At 69.1% G+C, this 16792-nt stretch carries 14 protein-coding genes; 7 read left to right on the plus strand and 7 right to left on the minus strand.

Features of this window, described 5'->3' with window-relative positions; all coding sequences use genetic code 11:
- Position 1: 1 nt before the first annotated feature.
- Together F6X38_RS15790 and F6X38_RS15795 are read left to right on the plus strand one after the other, a co-directional pair.
- Positions 2–1285: a glucoamylase family protein gene (locus F6X38_RS15790; protein ID WP_150971256.1), complete on the plus strand. Its 1284-nt coding sequence runs from the start codon at positions 2–4 to the stop codon at positions 1283–1285.
- Positions 1282–2694 carry a glycoside hydrolase family 15 protein gene (locus tag F6X38_RS15795; RefSeq protein ID WP_202617996.1) on the plus strand — a complete coding sequence of 471 codons (1413 nt, stop codon included), beginning with the start codon at positions 1282–1284 and terminating at the stop codon, positions 2692–2694. Before F6X38_RS15790 ends, F6X38_RS15795 begins: the two co-directional genes overlap by 4 nt.
- Here F6X38_RS15795 and F6X38_RS15800 read toward each other — a convergent pair.
- Genes F6X38_RS15800 through F6X38_RS15815 form a run of 4 tightly spaced genes read right to left on the minus strand, consistent with a single transcriptional unit; the run spans position 2645 to position 11815 of the window.
- Positions 2645–5941: a GH36-type glycosyl hydrolase domain-containing protein gene (locus F6X38_RS15800; protein WP_246191381.1), complete on the minus strand. Its 3297-nt coding sequence runs from the start codon at positions 5939–5941 to the stop codon at positions 2645–2647. The genes F6X38_RS15795 and F6X38_RS15800 overlap by 50 nt on opposite strands.
- A 3-nt stretch (positions 5942–5944) precedes the next feature.
- On the minus strand, positions 5945–8644 hold the full coding sequence (locus F6X38_RS15805) for an MGH1-like glycoside hydrolase domain-containing protein (protein WP_150971257.1): 2700 nt from the start codon (positions 8642–8644) through the stop codon (positions 5945–5947).
- Between the two features lie 29 nt (positions 8645–8673).
- A complete protein-coding gene (zwf, locus tag F6X38_RS15810; RefSeq protein WP_150971259.1) occupies positions 8674–10194 on the minus strand; it encodes a glucose-6-phosphate dehydrogenase in 1521 nt (506 codons plus the stop codon).
- Positions 10195–10231: 37 nt separating this feature from the next.
- Positions 10232–11815 carry a GMC oxidoreductase gene (locus F6X38_RS15815; RefSeq protein ID WP_150971261.1) on the minus strand — a complete coding sequence of 528 codons (1584 nt, stop codon included), beginning with the start codon at positions 11813–11815 and terminating at the stop codon, positions 10232–10234.
- A gap of 90 nt (positions 11816–11905) precedes the next feature.
- On the opposite strand from F6X38_RS15815, the gene F6X38_RS15820 reads away from it, so the two are divergent.
- The 4 genes from F6X38_RS15820 to F6X38_RS15835 are packed head-to-tail and all read left to right on the plus strand — an operon-like array spanning position 11906 to position 14515.
- Entirely contained in the window at positions 11906–12373 is a 468-nt protein-coding gene (locus F6X38_RS15820; RefSeq protein WP_246191382.1) for a DoxX family membrane protein, read from the plus strand.
- Positions 12370–12828: a cupin domain-containing protein gene (locus F6X38_RS15825; protein WP_150971265.1), complete on the plus strand. Its 459-nt coding sequence runs from the start codon at positions 12370–12372 to the stop codon at positions 12826–12828. Before F6X38_RS15820 ends, F6X38_RS15825 begins: the two co-directional genes overlap by 4 nt.
- Positions 12828–13763: an SMP-30/gluconolactonase/LRE family protein gene (locus tag F6X38_RS15830; protein ID WP_150971267.1), complete on the plus strand. Its 936-nt coding sequence runs from the start codon at positions 12828–12830 to the stop codon at positions 13761–13763. The genes F6X38_RS15825 and F6X38_RS15830 overlap by 1 nt, the downstream gene beginning before the upstream one ends.
- A complete protein-coding gene (locus tag F6X38_RS15835) occupies positions 13751–14515 on the plus strand; it encodes a VOC family protein (protein ID WP_150971269.1) in 765 nt (254 codons plus the stop codon). Before F6X38_RS15830 ends, F6X38_RS15835 begins: the two co-directional genes overlap by 13 nt.
- Before the next feature lie 496 nt (positions 14516–15011).
- Here F6X38_RS15835 and F6X38_RS15840 read toward each other — a convergent pair whose 3' ends face one another.
- From F6X38_RS15840 to F6X38_RS15850, 3 genes are all read right to left on the minus strand, one after another.
- The gene (locus F6X38_RS15840; RefSeq protein ID WP_150971271.1) at positions 15012–15287 is read right to left on the minus strand and encodes a hypothetical protein; all 276 of its coding nucleotides are present in this window, start codon (positions 15285–15287) and stop codon (positions 15012–15014) included.
- Between the two features lie 32 nt (positions 15288–15319).
- Complete coding sequence (locus F6X38_RS15845) at positions 15320–15652, minus strand: response regulator (protein WP_150971273.1); 333 nt, start codon at positions 15650–15652, stop codon at positions 15320–15322.
- 209 nt (positions 15653–15861) lie between these two features.
- On the minus strand, positions 15862–16005 hold the full coding sequence (locus F6X38_RS15850; RefSeq protein WP_150971275.1) for a DUF1127 domain-containing protein: 144 nt from the start codon (positions 16003–16005) through the stop codon (positions 15862–15864).
- A gap of 299 nt (positions 16006–16304) precedes the next feature.
- Here F6X38_RS15850 and F6X38_RS23950 point away from each other — a divergent pair, with 299 nt between their 5' ends.
- Positions 16305–16787: a single stranded DNA-binding domain-containing protein gene (locus F6X38_RS23950; protein ID WP_246191383.1), complete on the plus strand. Its 483-nt coding sequence runs from the start codon at positions 16305–16307 to the stop codon at positions 16785–16787.
- The last annotated feature ends 5 nt before the right edge of the window (positions 16788–16792 follow it).

The following is a 16792-nucleotide window of genomic DNA, read 5'->3' on the forward strand; positions in this document are numbered from 1 at the left end:
CATGCCGCGATCGGGAACGCCGGAGCGCGCGGGCGCCGCATCAAGCGGCCGGCTGACGGACGAAGAACTGCTCGACCGCGTGCAGCGGCAGTCCTTCCGCTATTTCTGGGAGGGCGGCCATCCGGCGAGCGGCCTCGCGCGCGACCGCATCCGGCGCGACGAGGATCCCCGCGACGACAAGATCGCGATCGGGGCGTCCGGCTTCGGCGTGATGGCGATCGTCGTGGCCTGCGAACGCGGCTGGGTGACGAGGAGCGAGGCGGTGGCCCGCATCGGCCGCATGCTCGGCCTCCTGACCGAGGCCCCCTGCTACCACGGGATGTTTCCGCACTTCATGAACGGGGCCACCGGCGCCGTCGTCCCGTTCGGGCGCAAGGACGACGGCGGCGACATCGTGGAGTCGGCGCTCCTGCTCCAGGGTCTCCTTTGCGCGCGGGCTTACTTCCATGGCGAAAGCGACGGCGAGCGGCGGCTGCGCGGGGCGATCACCTACCTGTGGAACGACGCGGAATGGGACTGGTACGCGCGAGGCCGCGACGTCCTGACCTGGCACTGGAGCCCGACGAACGGCTTCGCGCTCGACCATGCGGTGCGGGGTTGGAACGAGTGCCTGATCGCCTACGTGCTGGCGGCGTCCTCGCCGACCCACCCGATCGCGCCGGCGGTCTACCACCGGGGCTATGCGGAAGGGCGCGTCTTCCTGAACCATCGCCTGCAGGAAGGGATCGAGCTGCCGCTCGGACCGGACGGCGGCGGCCCCTTGTTCTTTGCGCACTACTCCTTCTGCGGCCTCGATCCCCGGGACTTGAGCGACACCTACGCGGACTACTGGCAGCAGAACGTCCGCCATACGCTCGTCAACCGCGCCTACTGCATCCGCAATCCCAAGGGTTTCAAGGGATACGGGCCGGACTGCTGGGGGCTGACCGCCAGCGACTCGGTCGGGGGCTACGATGCGCATGCGCCGAACAACGATCTCGGCGTCGTCAGCCCGACGGCCGCCTTGTCGAGCCTGCCCTACGCGCCGGCGGAGGCGATGGCGGTGCTGCGCCATCTCCACGACGATCTCGGCGACCGGCTTTGGGGCCGTTACGGCTTTCTCGACGCCTTCAGCGAGGAGCACGGCTGGGTGGCGGACTGGTTCCTCGGCATCGACCAGGGGCCGATCGTCACGATGATCGAGAACCATCGCAGCGGGCTGATGTGGCGCCTGTTCATGAGCGTTCCAGAAGTGCGAACCGGCCTGAAACGGCTGGGTTTCGAGTTCCCGGCGCTGACGGCGTGATCGATCCGGACACCGGTCTCGACGGTTGGATCGCGGATCAGGCCGCATTCGCCGCGACGGCGATGCTCGGCGCGATCTCCGCCACCGATCTCGTGAAGACGAGGCCGGGATTCGGGCAGACAATCGTTCCCTGTCCGGGTTCGGTGCTGGCCTCGCCGGTGCCGGCGTCCTACGACCCCGATCCCGATTACTTCTTCCACTGGTACCGCGATTCCGCCATCGTCATCGATGCCCTGCGGGTGGCGAGGATCGAGGGTCTCGTGGGCGATGTCGCGGCGGAGCGCTTGGCGGAGTTCGTCGAGTTCACCCTGTCCCTCGATCGCATGGATCGCGATGGCCTTTCCGGCCTCGCGCGATTTCGGGCAGACGTCGCCCCGGACTTCCTGCGCTACGTCCGCGACGCGGCGGAGATCGGCCGCCGGGCGGCGGACTGGGTTCGCGCCGAGACGCGCGTCAACCCGGATGCGACGCCCGACTTCACCCGCTGGGACCGCCCGCAGGCCGATGGCGTCGCCCTGCGGGCCATCGCGCTCCTGCGCTGGTGGGGCGAAACGGATGCGGGTCTGCACGGTGGCATGCGGGCGGTGATCGAGGCCGATCTCGCCTTCACCTTGGCGCGTAGCGCCGAGCCCTCCTTCGACATCTGGGAAGAGGAACTCGGCCACCATTACTACACCTACCTCGTGCAGTCGGAGGCGCTGGAACTGGGCGCGGCGTGGTTCGCCGGCCTGGACCGACGCAAAGAGGCGCAGGCCTGCGCGGCAGGAGCCAGCGAACTCGCGACCCGGCTCGAACGCTTCTGGGATGCCGGGCTCGGCTTCATCCGCTCGCGGCAGGGCGTCGCGGATGGTTCGGATCGAAAGGCGCTCGACGCAGCCAACCTCCTGGCCGTGATCCACGCCGGCCGTGCTTCAGGGCCGCACAGCGTTCTCGATCCCCGCGTGCAGGCGAGCCTCGCCGCGTTCGAAACCCTGTTCGAGGCCGAGTACGCGATCAACCGCGACCGGCCGGCCGGCCGGGGGCCGGCGCTCGGCCGCTATGCCGGCGACACCTATTACAGCGGCGGCGCCTACTATTTCTCGACGCTCGGCGCGGCGGAGTTCTACTATCGGCTGGCCGTGGCGCTCTCCGACGGCGCGGAACTGCCCGCCGCCCCTGAGAACGCTTGCTTCCGCGCCCGTCTGCCTGCTGGCCGCGACCGGCGGTCAAGCGCCGCCGCAGCCTTGCGCCGGGGCGATGCCATCCTGCACACGGTCCGGGCTTTCACCCCGGCCTGCGGAGCGCTGTCCGAACAGTTCGATCAGACGACGGGCGAGCAGACCTCGGCCAAGCACCTCACCTGGAGCTACGCCGCCTTCGTCACGGCGGCGGCGGCGCGGTCGGCTGCGACAGGCCGCCTTCGAGCCTGAGGCCCGGCAGGGACAAGGGCAGGCATGGCACCCACTCGCGCCGCCCGAACACCCGGCGAGCGCCGATGGCGTGACGGACGAGCATGTTCACGTAGAGCCCCGGCCCGCTCGAATAGATGCGCCAGCCGCCGTCCACCGCGATCGTGCCGTCCCGGACGCGCTCCCACTCGGCGCTCGCCCGATAGCGGTCGGGGAAGGCGGCGTCGCTCGAGGAGAAGTAGCTGTTGCGCTGCCGAAGGCTGGCGTGGTCCAGCCGGTCGGTCACGGAGACCGGGTTGACCACCGCCAGCGCATCCCACAGCGCTTCACCTTCCCCGAGCACCGCCATGGCCTCGGCATAGCGCAGGTGCGAGTGCGTATACATCAGCCCGATCTCCCGGCCGAAGAAGGCCGCGGACTCGGCGCGCCGGAAGATCGTCTCCGGGCCGCCATGATAGGCGAGCGGACGCTCCATGAGCCGCACGCCGTCCGGAAAAGCGAGGTGCCGGCGGATCAGGTGGAGATGATGGCGCGCCTGTTCCGGCGTGAACAGGCCGCCGATGATGGCTTGCGTCATCGGCAGCAGGGAATAATGCAGCCGCGTCCGCCGGTCGGCCGGATGCAGCAGGAGTTCCGGCTCGCCGCCCCCGGGCGAGAAGACCGCGTAACCCGCCACGGTGCCGCTGCGCATCAGGAACCGCTCGAAGTCGGCGCGCATTCGGTCCGCCAGCGCGTCGAGGCCCGACGCCTGGCTCGGGTTGCCGGCGCGGCGCTGGATCTCGGCATAGCGCCGGACCTGCTCGTGGAGCAGCGCCACGGTCCAGCTGCTCACCATCCGGTCGCTCAAGGCAGGATCGACGGGCTGGAGGGAGTCGTTCCAGTCGCCGTGGCCGTAGCGGATCAGGTTCGTGCCGGCGACGAAGCGCTTCTCGACGGCCGCGAGGAGCGCCTCGACATGCGCCGCGATGGGCGTGGCGGCTCCGACCGTCGCGTCCTCGCGCCGCCAGGCGACGGGCTCGCTCAGGATCGTGAGATCGCCCGTGGCCTCGATGTAGTCGCATAGCGCCTTCAGCGGCCAGACGATGACGTCGCCATGCGCCTCCCGACCCCGGATGGCGGCGTAGGGCTCCAGCATGAACCATTGTGGCCAGTCGCCGGCCGCCTCGTCCTGCTCGGCGAAGAGCATGCGCAGGATTTCCCTGACCGGCCTATCGTGCTCCAGCGACAGGAGAAGCTCGACCGGCCCCTGGCAGACATCGCGCGTGCCCCAGGCGGCCGCGGTGTACTGCTCCAGTCCACGCGGCACGGTGAGGTGCACCATCGCGTCGTGCACGAGCCAGGGGAAGGCGGTGTTGACGGCCTCGACATCGGCGCTCCCGGGCGCGCCGCCGAGGCGGAGGTCACGTGTCAGCCGCCGCCAGAAGCCGGCCGTCTCGCGGCGCATCGCGGCCTCGTCGCGACCTCGCGCGAAGCGCTCGGCGAGCGTTTCCGCCGCCGCCCCGTCCGTCATCGAGCCCACGACGGCGAAGGTGAGTTCGTGCGTCGGCACCGTCCGGATCACTGCATAGCCGCCACTGCGCCGGACGCCGTCCGGATACAGCAGCTCGTCTCCGCCCAGCGCTTCCACGCAAGTCCGGTCGGCGACGACCAGATGATAGCTGGCCTCCGGACAGGTGCGGCCCCACAGATCCTCCGGGTCGGGCCGGAACGTGAAGCGCTCGGCCGGCCGGTCGACGGCGACGCGCCCACCTTGCGCGAACTCCCGCGATCCCAGCACGAGCCGGCCGAGGACGATGACGCGGCACGCCGCCCCTTGGACGGCGACGCGCCATTGCAGCGCTGGCTCGTCGTCCGACACCACGGCCGAGACCGTGACCGTGCGACCGGGCAGCCGGTAGAGCCACCGGCAGTCCCCGAGACCGATCTCGAAGGCGGAGGGGATTGCCAGCAGGCGCCAGCCTTCGCCCAGTTCCACCATGATCCGCAGCCCGCTGTCCCGGACGACGTTGAACGGATCGCGCGAGACCGAGAAGAGCTGGTGGAACGAGGTGTTGCCGATCGTCGCTTGAGCGCCGAACACCCCGTGCATCCAGGCGGTCACGCTGAGGGTGGCGTCGTCCGGCAACATGGCGCGCCCGCTGCGCAGTATCGCGCCGTGCCGCCGCGCCACCAGGCGCTCCTTGTCTCGCAGCACCACGTGCCGGCTGTGACCGTCGCCCGGAACGAAGAAGGACAGGAGGCGCCCGTCGCGGTGCTCCTCGTGCCGCCTTTCGGGATAAAGCGCCGCGATGGCTTCGCTATCCAAGGCTTCCGAAACGAGCGCCGAAGCATCCTGAACGAGGCTGCGGACGGGCATCGAGACCGCGACGTCGCGCGGAACGAAGGCCGCGCGCGCCCGCTCGGCCGCCGTCACGACGGCGAGATCCGCATCCCCGGAGGCCGCGGGGTGATCGGGCTGGTAGCTGCCGAAGAAGGTCCAAGCCGCACTGTCCCCGGGCGCCACGGTCTCGGCGTTCGACTGCAGCGCCGCGCACGCCGTCTCGGCCTGCAGCCGGACGGAGGGCAGGTCGGCGCCGAAGCCGGCGTCGAGTTCGTCGGCATCGCGGAACGCCGGTCCCATCACTTGGGCGAAATCGGTGGCGAACGCCGCCGCGCCGTCGAGGCAGCCATGGGCCGCCCAGGGGTGGGCCGCGCCTTGCGCGAGGTTCTGCCTGGTCATCAGAACCGGCCCGATGCGCTGGCCCCGAGCGACGTGGTGGTCGAGGTACTGCGAGGCATAGGCCTCGTTGCCCATCAGGAAGCCCTGGTCGCCGAGGCCGAGGTCCTGGATCAGGACGACGTCGCAGGGGAGGGGCTCCGCCGAGCTGTTCTCGATCTCCACCCGCCAGAGCCAGAGCGCGCCCGACGGGTCGAGCGACAGGGTCAGGCGGTGACAGACGCCCCCGTCCTTGCCCTCCCAGACGGCCCGGTCGCGATCCGCCCCGAACCGCACCCGCGCGCGGGACCCATGAAGGTCGAGCTGCCGTGGTTCGGCACCGCCGATGCGCAACACGATCCGCGCGAGGCCGCAGCCGAGCGGCGAGCCGAGGACCTGCCCGATGAGGATCCGGCGCCCCTCGGCTTCGTGCGTGAGCGCGAAGACGGTGCCGTTCGGCAGCAGATCGCAGGTCAGGCCGCCGCCGTTGGCAAGCCGGAGGAGACCGAGTTCGTCCTGCCGCGGCGTCCGGAACGATGCCGATGGTCCCTCTTCCACGACTGCATGCTCCAAGTTTCAGCTTTCCCGCGATGTAGGGCGCGGTTCGGCGTCGGCCCCGATCAGGAGCGCGACGAGGCTCGTCCAGCCGGTCTGATGGGCGGCGCCGAGACCCTGGCCGGTTTCGCCGTCGAAGAACTCGTGGAACGGCACGAGGTCGCGGAACAGCGGATCGTCGTCGAAGCGCGCGTCGCCGCCGAACACCGGACGGCGGCCGTGCGCATCGCGCAGGAACAGCGAGGCGGCGCGCCGCGAAAGCTCGTCGGCGATCTCCCCCAGCCCCATCGCCTTGCCGGAGCCTGTCGGACATTCGGTTCGGAATTCGGCGCCGTAGAAGCGCTCGAACTCGCGAAGCCCCTCGATCAGCATGTAGTTCAACGGCATCCAGACCGGACCCCGCCAGTTCGAGTTGCCGCCGAAGATCGCGGACGTCGAATTGCCCGGCTCGTAGTCGACCGCGAAGCGCCGGCCGTTGCATTCGAACGCGAACGGGTGCTCCCCATGCGCCTTCGACAGCGAGCGCAGCCCGTGCGGCGACAGGAACTCGTTCTCGTCCAGCATGCGCGCCAGAAGCGCCGTCATCCGGTAGCGCCGCAGCAGCGACAGGAGCAGCCGCTCGTCCTTTCCCGGCTCGCCGAAGCGCGACACCTGTTCCGTGAGGTCCGGGCGGTGGCGCAACATCCACTGCGTCCGCCTGGCGAAATCCGGGAACCGGGTCCAAAGGTCGGCGCCCAGCACCTCCACCGCGCAGAGCGGGATCAGCCCGACCAGCGAGCGAACGCGCAGCGTCGTCTGGCCGCCGTCGGGCAGTTCCAGGACGTCGTAGAAGAAGCCGTCCGTCTCGTCCCACAGGCCCCGGCCGTCCGCACCGCCTTCGTTCTTTTCGGCTTCCGTGCCGCCGACATGGGTCATCGCCGAGGCGATATAGAGGAAGTGCTCGAAGAATTTCGTCGCGATGTCCTCGTAGACCGGATCGTCCGCCGCCAGTTCCAGCGCCATGCGCATGAGGTTCAGCGCGTACATCGCCATCCAGGCGGTGCCGTCCGCCTGGTCGATCGTGCCGCCGCCGGGCACCGGCTGCGAGCGGTCGAAGACGCCGATGTTGTCGAGGCCGAGGAAGCCGCCCTGGTAGAGGTTGCGCCCCCTGGCGTCCTTGCGGTTCACCCACCAGGTGAAGTTCAGCATGAGCTTGTGGAACATGCGCTCCAGGAAGGCGCGGTCCGGCGTGCCGCTCATCGCCGCGTCCATCCGGTAGACGCGGAGCGCCGCGAAGGCCTGGATCGGCGGGTTGGCGTCGCCGAACGCCCATTCGTAGGCCGGCAACTGCCCGCTCGGATGCATGTACCATTCGCAGGTGAGCAGCAGGAGTTGGCCCTTGGCGAAGCCGGGATCGACCAGCGCCATCGCGACGGCGTGGAAGGCGAGGTCCCAGGAGGCGTACCAGGGATACTCCCACTTGTCCGGCATCAGGACGATGTCGGCATTGTCGAGATGGGTCCAGTCGGCGTTGCGCCCCCGCCGCCGCCCGGCCGGCGGAGGAGCCTGCGTCGGATCGCCGTCGAGCCAGCGCTTCACGCCGTAGCGGTAGAACTGTTTCGACCAGAGGAGCCCGGCCAGCGCCTGCCGCTGCACGAGGCGCGCGTCCGGGTCGGCGATGCTTCCCTGCAGGACGGCGTAGAACTCGTCCGCCTCCTGCCGCCGCCCGGTGCAGACGGCCTCGAAACCCGCCGCGTCGAGCGCGTCCGCGTCCGCCCTGCACAGGCGGTAGCGCAGCACGAGCGTTTCGCCGGGTTGCAGCGTGTGACGCGAAACGGCGGCGCATTTGGTGCCTTCCGGCGGCAGCGGCCGCGGATCGCCGGCAACGATCCGGTCGTTGATCGCGTCCTTGAAGGCGCCCCCGTCGTCGGTGCCGCCGAAGCGGCGCGGATTGGTCTCGTTCCGGCAGAACAGGAGTTCGGCCGGCTGCAGCGCCTCGAACCGCAGCGTCGGCGCGCCGTGCCGCGCCGCCTCGGCCGCGTTCGCCGAAACCGGCCCGATCGTCGGGCGCTCGGCCCCTTCGGTCCAGCTCCAGGTGTTGCGCGCCGCGAGCTGCGGCAGGATGTGGAGCGGCGCGGCCTCGCCGCCGCGATTGGTCGCGGCGACGCGCATCAGCACGTCGTCCGGCCCGGCCTTGGCATACTCGACTTCGACGTCGAAGTAGCGGTTCGCGTCGAGGACGCCGGTGTCGATCAGCTCGTATTCCGGCAGGTCCCGCCCCTTGCGCCGCCTGTTCTCCGCGACGAGATCGTCATACGGAAAGGCCGCGTGCGGGTACCTGTAGAGCATGCGCCCGTACGAATGCGTCGGAGTGCCGTCGAGGTACCACCAGAGCTCCTTGACGTCCTCGCCGTGGTTGCCTTCCGGGTTCGACAGCCCGAACATCCGCTCCTTCAGGATCGGATCGGCACCGTTCCAGAGCGCCAGCGACAGGCACCAGCGCTGCGTGTCGTCGCAGAAGCCCGCAATCCCGTCCTCGCCCCAGCGATAGGCGCGGGAGCGGGCGTGGTCGTGCGGGAAGTATTCCCAGGCGTCGCCGTTGGCGCTGTAGTCCTCCCGCACCGTGCCCCATTGCCGCTCGCTGAGATAGGGTCCCCAGCGTCGCCAGCCGTCCCGGTCGGCCGCGAGGAGCCGTCGCCCTTCCGCGGTGTCGAACAGCGGCGATGGCCCGGTGGATGCCATGAATACCTCTCGCGAGACGGCGTTGCGGATCAGCTCGCGGCGAGCGGGGACCAGCCGTGGCCGTCGCGCCCGAGCAACCGGTCCGCCGCTGCGGGGCCTTGGCTGCCGACCGCGTAACCGTCCGGTTCGCCGCCCGCTCCCCAGCTCTCGATCAGCGGCTCGACCACGCGCCATGCGCCTTCGATCGCGTCGGCGCGCTGGAACAGCGTCGCGTCGCCCATCATGCAGTCGTAGAGCAGCGTCTCGTAGCCGACATTGGGCCGCTCCTCGAAGAAGTCGCCGTAGCGGAACGTCGTCGCCACCGCGCCGAGACGCATCGCCGGGCCGGGGATCTTCGCGCTGAACTCGGTCCGGATGCCCTGTTCGGGGTCCATCTGCAGCCGCAAGACGTTCGGCACGGTGTCGGAAACCGGCGTGTCCTTGAAGATGCGCGTCGGCGCGGGACGGAAATGCAGGGCGATCTCGGTCCGCCGCGCCGCCATGCGCTTGCCTGTGCGCAGGTAGAAGGGAACTCCGGCCCAGCGCCAGTTGTCGATCGTGAGCTTCAGCGCCGCGTAGGTTTCGGTCCGGCTGTCGGCGGCGACGTTCGGCTCATGCCTGTAGGCGGGAAGGTCCGATCCGTCCAGCGACCCGGCCTCGTACTGGCCGCGCACCGCGTCGCCCGGCTCCACCGGCCGGATCGCCGCGATGAGCTTGGCCTTCTCGTCGCGCACCGCCTCGGCGTCGAACGACACCGGCGGCTCCATCGCCGTCATGCAGAGCAACTGGAAGAGATGGTTCGGCACCATGTCGCGGAGCGCCCCGGTCGGCTCGTAGAAGGCGCCGCGGCCCTCGACGCCGATCGTCTCCGCCGCGGTGATCTCGACGTATTCGACGTGCTCGCGCCGCCAGACCGGCTCGAACATGCCGTTGGCGAAGCGCACGGCCATGATGCTCTGGACGGTCTCCTTGCCGAGGAAATGGTCGATCCGGTAGATCTGCTCCTCGGCGGCCACGGCGAGGAGCCGGGCGTTCAGTTCCTTGGCCGAGGCGAGGTCGCTGCCGAACGGCTTCTCCACCACGAGACGGCGGAAGCTGTTCCCGTCCTCCTTCAGAAGGCCGGCCGCGCCGAGCGCTTCCGCGATCGGCGCGAAGAAGCGCGACGCGACCGCGAGATAGAAGAGGGCGTTGCCCTTGATCCTCCCGGCGAGCGCCCGGTGCGTGTCGGGCGAGAGGAAATCGCCCTCGACGTAGTGGAGCCGCTCGGCGACCCGGTTCCACACGTCGGCATCGATCGAGGGGACGTGGAACTCGGCGCTCTGGTCCTTCGTGAAGGACTGCATCGTCTCGCCGAGGCCGGCGCGCCATGCCTCGCTCGTCTGCTTCTGGCGATCGATGCCGAGGATGGTCGTTGCTTCGTCCAGAAGGCCGCTGCCGGTGAGATTGTAGAGTGCCGGCATCAAGAGGCGCTTGGTCAGATCGCCGCCCGCGCCGAAGATGACGAGGGTGCAGGCGGGCGCCGGCTCGACGCCGCTTTCGGAACGGCCGGTGGGTGCGATGGGCGAGGTCATGGCGACTCCTTCGGGAAGTTCGGATCGATCGCGGCCGTCAGCCGAGGCGCGCCGCGACGATGTCGGCGACGCGCAGCGCGTTGGCGATGATGGTCAGCGTCGGGTTCACCGCGCCGATCGAGGGAAAGAAGCTCGCGTCCGCGACGTAGAGGTTGTCGAGCTCGTGCGCCTTGCAGTTCCGGTCGAGCACGGACGTGCCTGCGTCCTCGCCGAAGCGCAGCGTGCCGGCCTGGTGGGCCGTGCCGCCGATCGGCGTGTCCTTGCCGAGATAGAGCGCGCGATCCATCAGGTGCGGGTGGATGTCGGCCTTGTCGCAGATGTCGCGCAGCTTCTGCCGGAGCCGCCGGTGGCCCTCCATGTTGGTCGGCGTCAGGTCGAGGTGGACCTTGCCGTCCCGGTAGAAGATGCGGTTCTCCGGTTTCGGCAGGTCCTCGGACGTCAGCCAGAAGTCGATGGAGTGCTTCGCCATCCACTCGAACGGCTTGTTCGGGAACCATTGCAGGAAGCTCGGCAGCCCTTCCGCCTCGATCTGCACCCCGTCGGATTTCCCGACCATCTGGATGTGGCCGAGCGGAAACTCCCAGTCGTTGGCCGGGCTCCTGTCGCGACCGAAGTAGAAGTCGTTGAGCCCGAGCGTCTTCTGGAACTCAGTCGGATTCGGCTCCTTCGAGATCGCGAGCACGGTCGCGTTGTTGTGGCGCATGTAGTTGCGCCCGACCTGGCCCGAGCCGTTGGCGAGCCCGTTCGGATGCGTGTCGCCGACGGAGCGCAGGAACAGGAGGGCGGTCGAAAGGGCGCCGCAGGCCGCGACGACGATGTCGCCCTTCAGGACGTGCCGCGCGCCGTCGATCATGACCTCGACGCCGGTGACCGTGCGGCCCGAAGCGTCTGTCAGGAGTCTCTCGGCGTAGGCGCGCTTCAGGAGCGTCAGGTTCGAATGCCGCTTCAGCGCCGGATCGACCGCGATCACCTGCGCATCCGCCTTGCCGTTGGTGAGGCTCGGATAGCCGTCGAAGGGATCGCAGCGCAGCAGCGGCGAATCCGGCGTGGCGTCGCCGTTCTCGTCCTGGTCGAGGAGCCCCCCCATTGGCAGGTGGAACGGGTGGAGCCCCTCGCGCCGGAGGTCGTCCGACAGTTTCTGGATGCGCGGCTCGTGCCGGATGGCGGGGTAGCTGTAACCCTTCCTCGACCACGGCTCGGTCGGGTCCTCGCCGCGCTGCCCGCGCACCCGGAAGAGCTCTTCCGCCGCTTGGTAGTAGGGTTCGAACTCGTCGTACTTGACCGCCCATTCCGGCGCGACGCCGTCCGGATGCCGGACGGCGTGGAAGTCCTCCTCGCGCAGGCGGAACAGCACCGCGCCGTAGACCTTGGAATTGCCGCCGATGAAGTAGTGCAGGCCCGGCGCGAAGCTTTCGCCGGCCGACGAGACCCACGTCTCCTTCGCCTGGTAGCGGCCCTTCCGGAAGACCTCGTCGGTGTCCCAGTTCTCGCGCTCGCGCTTCAGGTAGTCGCCGCGCTCGACGAGAAGGACGCGCCTGCCGGCCTCCGCGAGCTTCGCCGCCAGCGAGCCGCCGCCGGGTCCCGAACCGATCACGATGACGTCCCAGCGATCATCCTGCATGTTCCATTCCTCGCGTCTGCCGCGCCGTGAACGAAAGCCGGTGCAGCCGCGTTCCTCGCACTGCACAACGAGAGGGGAAAGCTGCCGGGCATGGAGATCGTCGTCGCGTTCCTGGTTCGCCTGCTTCTCGTACTCCTGTTCCTGCCCTTCAGCGCGATGGACAAGATCGTGAACTTCTCCGGCGCGGTCGGTCAGGCGAGCGAGATGTTTCCGAACCGGACGCTCGCGCGGCTGATGATCCTCGCTGGTCTCGGGGTCGAGATATTCATGTCGCTCGGCGTTCTCACCGGCATCGCCGATCGCGCCGCAACCATGATCCTCGCGCTCTACTGCATCGTGACGGCGGTGCTCTGGAAGCGGTTCTGGGTGCAGGGCGACTTCGCGCTGACCGGCCCGAGCAAGGGTCGCGAACTGATGTGGGATTTCTGGAAGAACCTCGCGCTCGCCGGCGGCTTCCTCCTCGTCGCCTTCGGCACGACCGCCCGAAGCGTCGATGCCTTCTTCGCCGATCCGCTCGGCTCGACCCATCCCTACGCCGTGACGGAGCCTGCCCCATGAGCGACGATGCCGGCGCGAAACCCACCGTTCCCTACTGGCATCTCCATACGGACGCCGACGGCGTCAGCCGGCAGACCCGCTGCGCGATGACCGAGTTCGAATCAAAGAGCATGCAGCCGCCGGCCGCGCCGCAATGGCAGGGGAACAAGCATCACGACGGTATGACGGTGATGGTGACGGTGCAGCCCGTCGGCTGGACGGGCACTTGGCACGAGAACCCAGCGCCGCAGTGGATCATCCCCTTGTCGGGCCGCTGGTTCGTCGAATCGATGGACGGCACCCGCGTCGAGATGGGCCCCGGCGAGATCTCGTTCGGCGAGGATCAGGACTGCGTCGAAACCGCCGAGGGGAAGAAAGGCCACCTGTCCGGCACGGTGGGTAACCAGCCGGCCGTTCTCATGGTGGTGCAGTTCGACGGGAAGCGGGACGCGAAGACGCCCTGCCGCTTCGCCTGATGCGCGAACTGCCGCCGCCGGCCGAGGTGGAGTTCGAGGCGGCGGACCCGCGCTTCTGCTCCTACATCCTCGGCAATGCGGAGATGGAATGCCTCGGCACGGGCTTCCGCTGGATCGAGGGCCTCGTCTGGATGGGCGACTGGAACTGCCTCCTGTTCCAGGACCTCCCCCGCAACCGCACGATGATGTGGCGGGAAGGGCAGGGCGTCTCGGTCTGGCGCGAGCCCTCGGGCTACGCCAACGGCCAGGCGCGGGACCGGCAGGGGCGCGTGATCGCCGGCTCGCACCAGCGGCGCTGCCTTCACCGCATCGAGCACGACGGGCGGGTGACGGTGCTGGTGTCCCAGCACGACGACATGCGCCTGAACGCGCCGAACGACGTCGTGGTGAAGTCCGACGGCGCCGTCTGGTTCACCGACCCGGTCTACGGCATTTCCAACGACTACGAGGGCGGCATCCAGGTGTCCGAGCAGCCGCCCGCGGTCTACCGCTTCGATCCGCGAAGCGGCGAATCGTCTGTCGTGTCGCGCGACTTCGACGGTCCGAACGGTCTCGCCTTCTCGCCGGACGAGCGCCGGCTCTACGTCGCCGAAACGGGCGATCAGCGGCATCCGAACCCGACGCAGGTGCTCCGCGTCTTCGACGTGTCGGAGGACGGGACGCGCCTCTCGAACGGGCGCGACTTCTTCAAGGTCTCGCCCGGCTATACGGACGGCTTGGCGGTCGACGTGGACGGCAACGTCTGGTCGAGCGCGGCGGACGGCGTCCACTGCATCTCGCCGGAAGGCGAGTTCCTGGGCAGGATCCGCACGCCGGCGCTCGTGTCGAACCTCTGCTTCGGCGGCTCGCCCCACCTGAACCGGCTTTTCATCGGCGTGTCGCATTCGCTCTACGCCGTCTTCCTGAACCGGCGGGGGGCGCGATGGCCGGGATGAGGATCGAGGCGATCCGGCTGCTTGCCCGCGACCCCGCCGGGTTGGCGGCGTTCCTGCGCGAGGCGCTCGGCTTCGCCGGCGCGGGCCCCGGCCGGCTGCAGCTCGGGGACGAGTTCGTCGAGATCGCGCGGGCGGACGGCGCGCCATATCCGGCCGACATCGTCTCGAACGACACGCGCTTCCAGCATTTCGCGGTGATCGTCTCGGACATGGACGCCGCCTTGCGACGACTCCGAGCCGTCGCCGGCTGGACGGCTATCTCGACGGCAGGTCCCGAGCGGCTGCCGGAAGCCTCGGGCGGAGCGTCGGCTTTCAAGTTCCGCTCGCCCGAGGGGCATCCGCTGGAACTGCTGCAATTTCCGTCGGGCCGGGCACCCGATCCTTGGGATGCCCGTCCCGGCCTCCATCTCGGCATCGACCATTCGGCGATCGGCGTCGCGAACACGGAAGCGAGCATCGGCTTCTACGAGGGGCTCGGCTTCGCCGTTGCCGCCCGGCAGACGAACCGCGGCGCCGAGCAGGGACGGCTCGACGGCGTCGGCGGTGAGCCGGTCGTCGAGGTCACGGCGCTGAACCCGCCCGGCGGGGCGCCGCCGCATCTGGAACTGCTATGCTATCTGCGCCCTTCGGCCCGGTCTTCGGGCGTCGCCGCACCGGACGGCGTCGCGGCGACCCGCCTCGTCGTTTGGGGGATGAAGGAAGCCCGCGAAGACCCGGACGGCCACCGGCTGGTCGAACCTGGTTTCGATTGAGCGTCCGCTGGCACCGGTCGCCGTCATCGCCGCTGCACCAACCCCGAAAGAGCGAGGGGCGGGGCTCGGGTGGGGCGATATGCGTCGTCTGAAACGCAAAACGCCCACCGGGGGAGGAACCGGTGGGCGCTTATGAGGTCTTCGGGTCTGGGAGGAAGCCCGAAGATGCAGAGTTGCCTCGGGCGGGAGGAGCCGTCGGCGTTCGCGTCTGCCCTGGGAGGAGGATGGGCTTGGCGAACTCTCTGCCACAGAACTTAGGCCCAAGCGGACCTGAGCGCCATTCCCGAAATCTCATGGCAGCTACGCAAAAACGTGCAGGGTCGGCCGATGTCCGTTTGCGGCTCGATGAAGTGCGGGGCCGCCATCCTCCCAGAAGGCGACCCCGCGGAGCTTGGGAACTTGCGCTCGACCAAGCCTGCGTCGTGCCTATTCGGATCGCCGTCGCGCGTCCATAGGGCGCGGGCCGCATGGTAACGGAAAGCTTGAACCGTACGCTTCAGTTCGTCCGGCCGGCGAGGCGGCGCCGATAGGCATCGTCGCCGCTCGAGCGGGCCGAGGTCGTGTCCGGTTCTTCGGTGCTCGCCGTCTGCCGATACTTTTCGGTGAAAGCCTGACCGGCATAGTAGCGACAGAATTCGGGCGTGCCTCGCTTGGCCGTGTTCGCACCGGTATGGCCAATGCCTTCCAGTGGGGCCTGTTGCCCGGTCGCGGTGCATCCCGCCATCGCGATCAGGACGACAGAAACGACCATTCCGAACGAGCGTGCCTGCATCGGATACGTGCTGCCTGCGGAGGGCGACGGGATCAATGCGCCAGGCTGACCCGCATGACGTTATGGGGATCGCCGGCGAGCCGATAGACCAGCGCGTCGCCCTCTCCATCCGCCGCCACGAACCGGCCGTCGTGGCCGATGATCCAGATGATCGATACGTGCCGACGTTCGAGCTGACGCACGAGCGGAAGCGCCAGATCTCCCTGGAGATCCGCTCCGACCATCACGCTGTCGACATCCGGGTGTTCCCGGACGACCGCCAGGGCTTCCCTCGTGCAAGCGAACGGTCCGACGGCTTCGCCGCCATTGCTCTGGACGAAGTGGACCAGCCGGTCGGCAGTCTCCGCGTCGTCCTCGACGATCAAGACGCGGCGATGAAACACGTCCGCCAATCCCGCCCTGACCATGCCTGCCTCTGCCACGCCATTCACACCGAACGACGAATGAGCGTCACAACGAATGGATGCAGGGCCGGCTAAATTTTTTGTCGCTCGAGACACGACGTCCGGTGATGCCCGAGCTGGAAAAAGCGGCCGTCGGCGGGAAGGACCGATGGGAGCGGACCTCGGAACCCTCAGCGCGCCAGACGTCGAGCCACGGCGGGGATATCGGCGCGGGTGATGCCGAGGTCGGCAAGAAAGCGGTTCGGCAGGCGGCTCAGACCGTGCCGGGTTTCGCGGACGCGACGCCAGGTGCGGATGGTGCGGGCGATGTTCACTGGGATTTTCCTATCGGCTCCTCGTCGGTGGAAGCCGGCTGTTTCTGTTCGATGTCGTTGAGATGGGGTTTCGCGAACGCTGGCGGGAGTGACGCGGACGCATGGAAGCTATGCAGCCGATCCGCGCTGTCGCGACGACATCGGCGGCGTTCGCCGGTCGCAGGCGGCATCGCTGTAGGAGGGGCGTTTCGCGGGTGTCGAGCAGTTGAACCGAAGCTGAACGGCGCCGTTCAGCCAGCAACGGGGCACCCCGGCGTAGAAGGTCGTCATCGGACATCGCAAAGGAGCCGACGACGGCCATGACGGACGAACAACAAACCAACCGACCCCTGCCGGAACGACCCGCCGGCAGCGTTCCGCTCCACAACGGCGGCAGGCGCAACCGGGCGCTGATCTTCGGGCTCGCCGGCATCTGCCTGCTGGCGGTCGGCGCCGGGGCCGGTGCGGTCGGCTACGGCGCGCTGCACCGTGATCGGGCGGCCTTCGACCCCACCATGCCGACCACGCCGATCGCCAAGCTGGCGGACGGGACACAGACCGAACTGGCAGGCAAGGTCGTCGAGATCTTCGGCAACAGGTTCGTCGTCGACGACGGCACGGGCCGCGCCCTCGTGGAAACCGGGCGGGCCGGCGAAGGCGGCAGGCTCGTCGCCGCGAACGAGACGGTGACCGTGCAGGGCCGCTTCGAGAACGGCTTCCTCCACGCCGGCGCGCTGCAGCGGGCCGACGGCTCGGTGGACGAACTCGCGCCGCCCCCGCCGCCGCACCCGCCGCGCCCTTGAACCAC

Origin of the sequence: Plantimonas leprariae (assembly GCF_008802405.1) — a bacterium.
GTDB lineage: Bacteria > Pseudomonadota > Alphaproteobacteria > Rhizobiales > Rhizobiaceae > Plantimonas > Plantimonas leprariae.

Bases quoted from the DNA above. Each gene is read 5' to 3' on its own strand.
- F6X38_RS15830 (WP_150971267.1), top strand. From the start codon at position 12,828: ATGCGCGAACTGCCGCCGCCGGCCGAGGTGGAGTTCGAGGCGGCGGAC.
- F6X38_RS15835 (WP_150971269.1), top strand. From the start codon at position 13,751: ATGGCCGGGATGAGGATCGAGGCGATCCGGCTGCTTGCCCGCGACCCC.
- F6X38_RS15820 (WP_246191382.1), top strand. From the start codon at position 11,906: ATGGAGATCGTCGTCGCGTTCCTGGTTCGCCTGCTTCTCGTACTCCTG.
- zwf (WP_150971259.1), bottom strand. From the start codon at position 10,194: ATGACCTCGCCCATCGCACCCACCGGCCGTTCCGAAAGCGGCGTCGAG.
- F6X38_RS15815 (WP_150971261.1), bottom strand. From the start codon at position 11,815: ATGCAGGATGATCGCTGGGACGTCATCGTGATCGGTTCGGGACCCGGC.
- F6X38_RS15805 (WP_150971257.1), bottom strand. From the start codon at position 8,644: ATGGCATCCACCGGGCCATCGCCGCTGTTCGACACCGCGGAAGGGCGA.
- F6X38_RS23950 (WP_246191383.1), top strand. From the start codon at position 16,305: ATGACGGACGAACAACAAACCAACCGACCCCTGCCGGAACGACCCGCC.
- F6X38_RS15790 (WP_150971256.1), top strand. From the start codon at position 2: ATGCCGCGATCGGGAACGCCGGAGCGCGCGGGCGCCGCATCAAGCGGC.
- F6X38_RS15825 (WP_150971265.1), top strand. From the start codon at position 12,370: ATGAGCGACGATGCCGGCGCGAAACCCACCGTTCCCTACTGGCATCTC.
- F6X38_RS15840 (WP_150971271.1), bottom strand. From the start codon at position 15,287: ATGCAGGCACGCTCGTTCGGAATGGTCGTTTCTGTCGTCCTGATCGCG.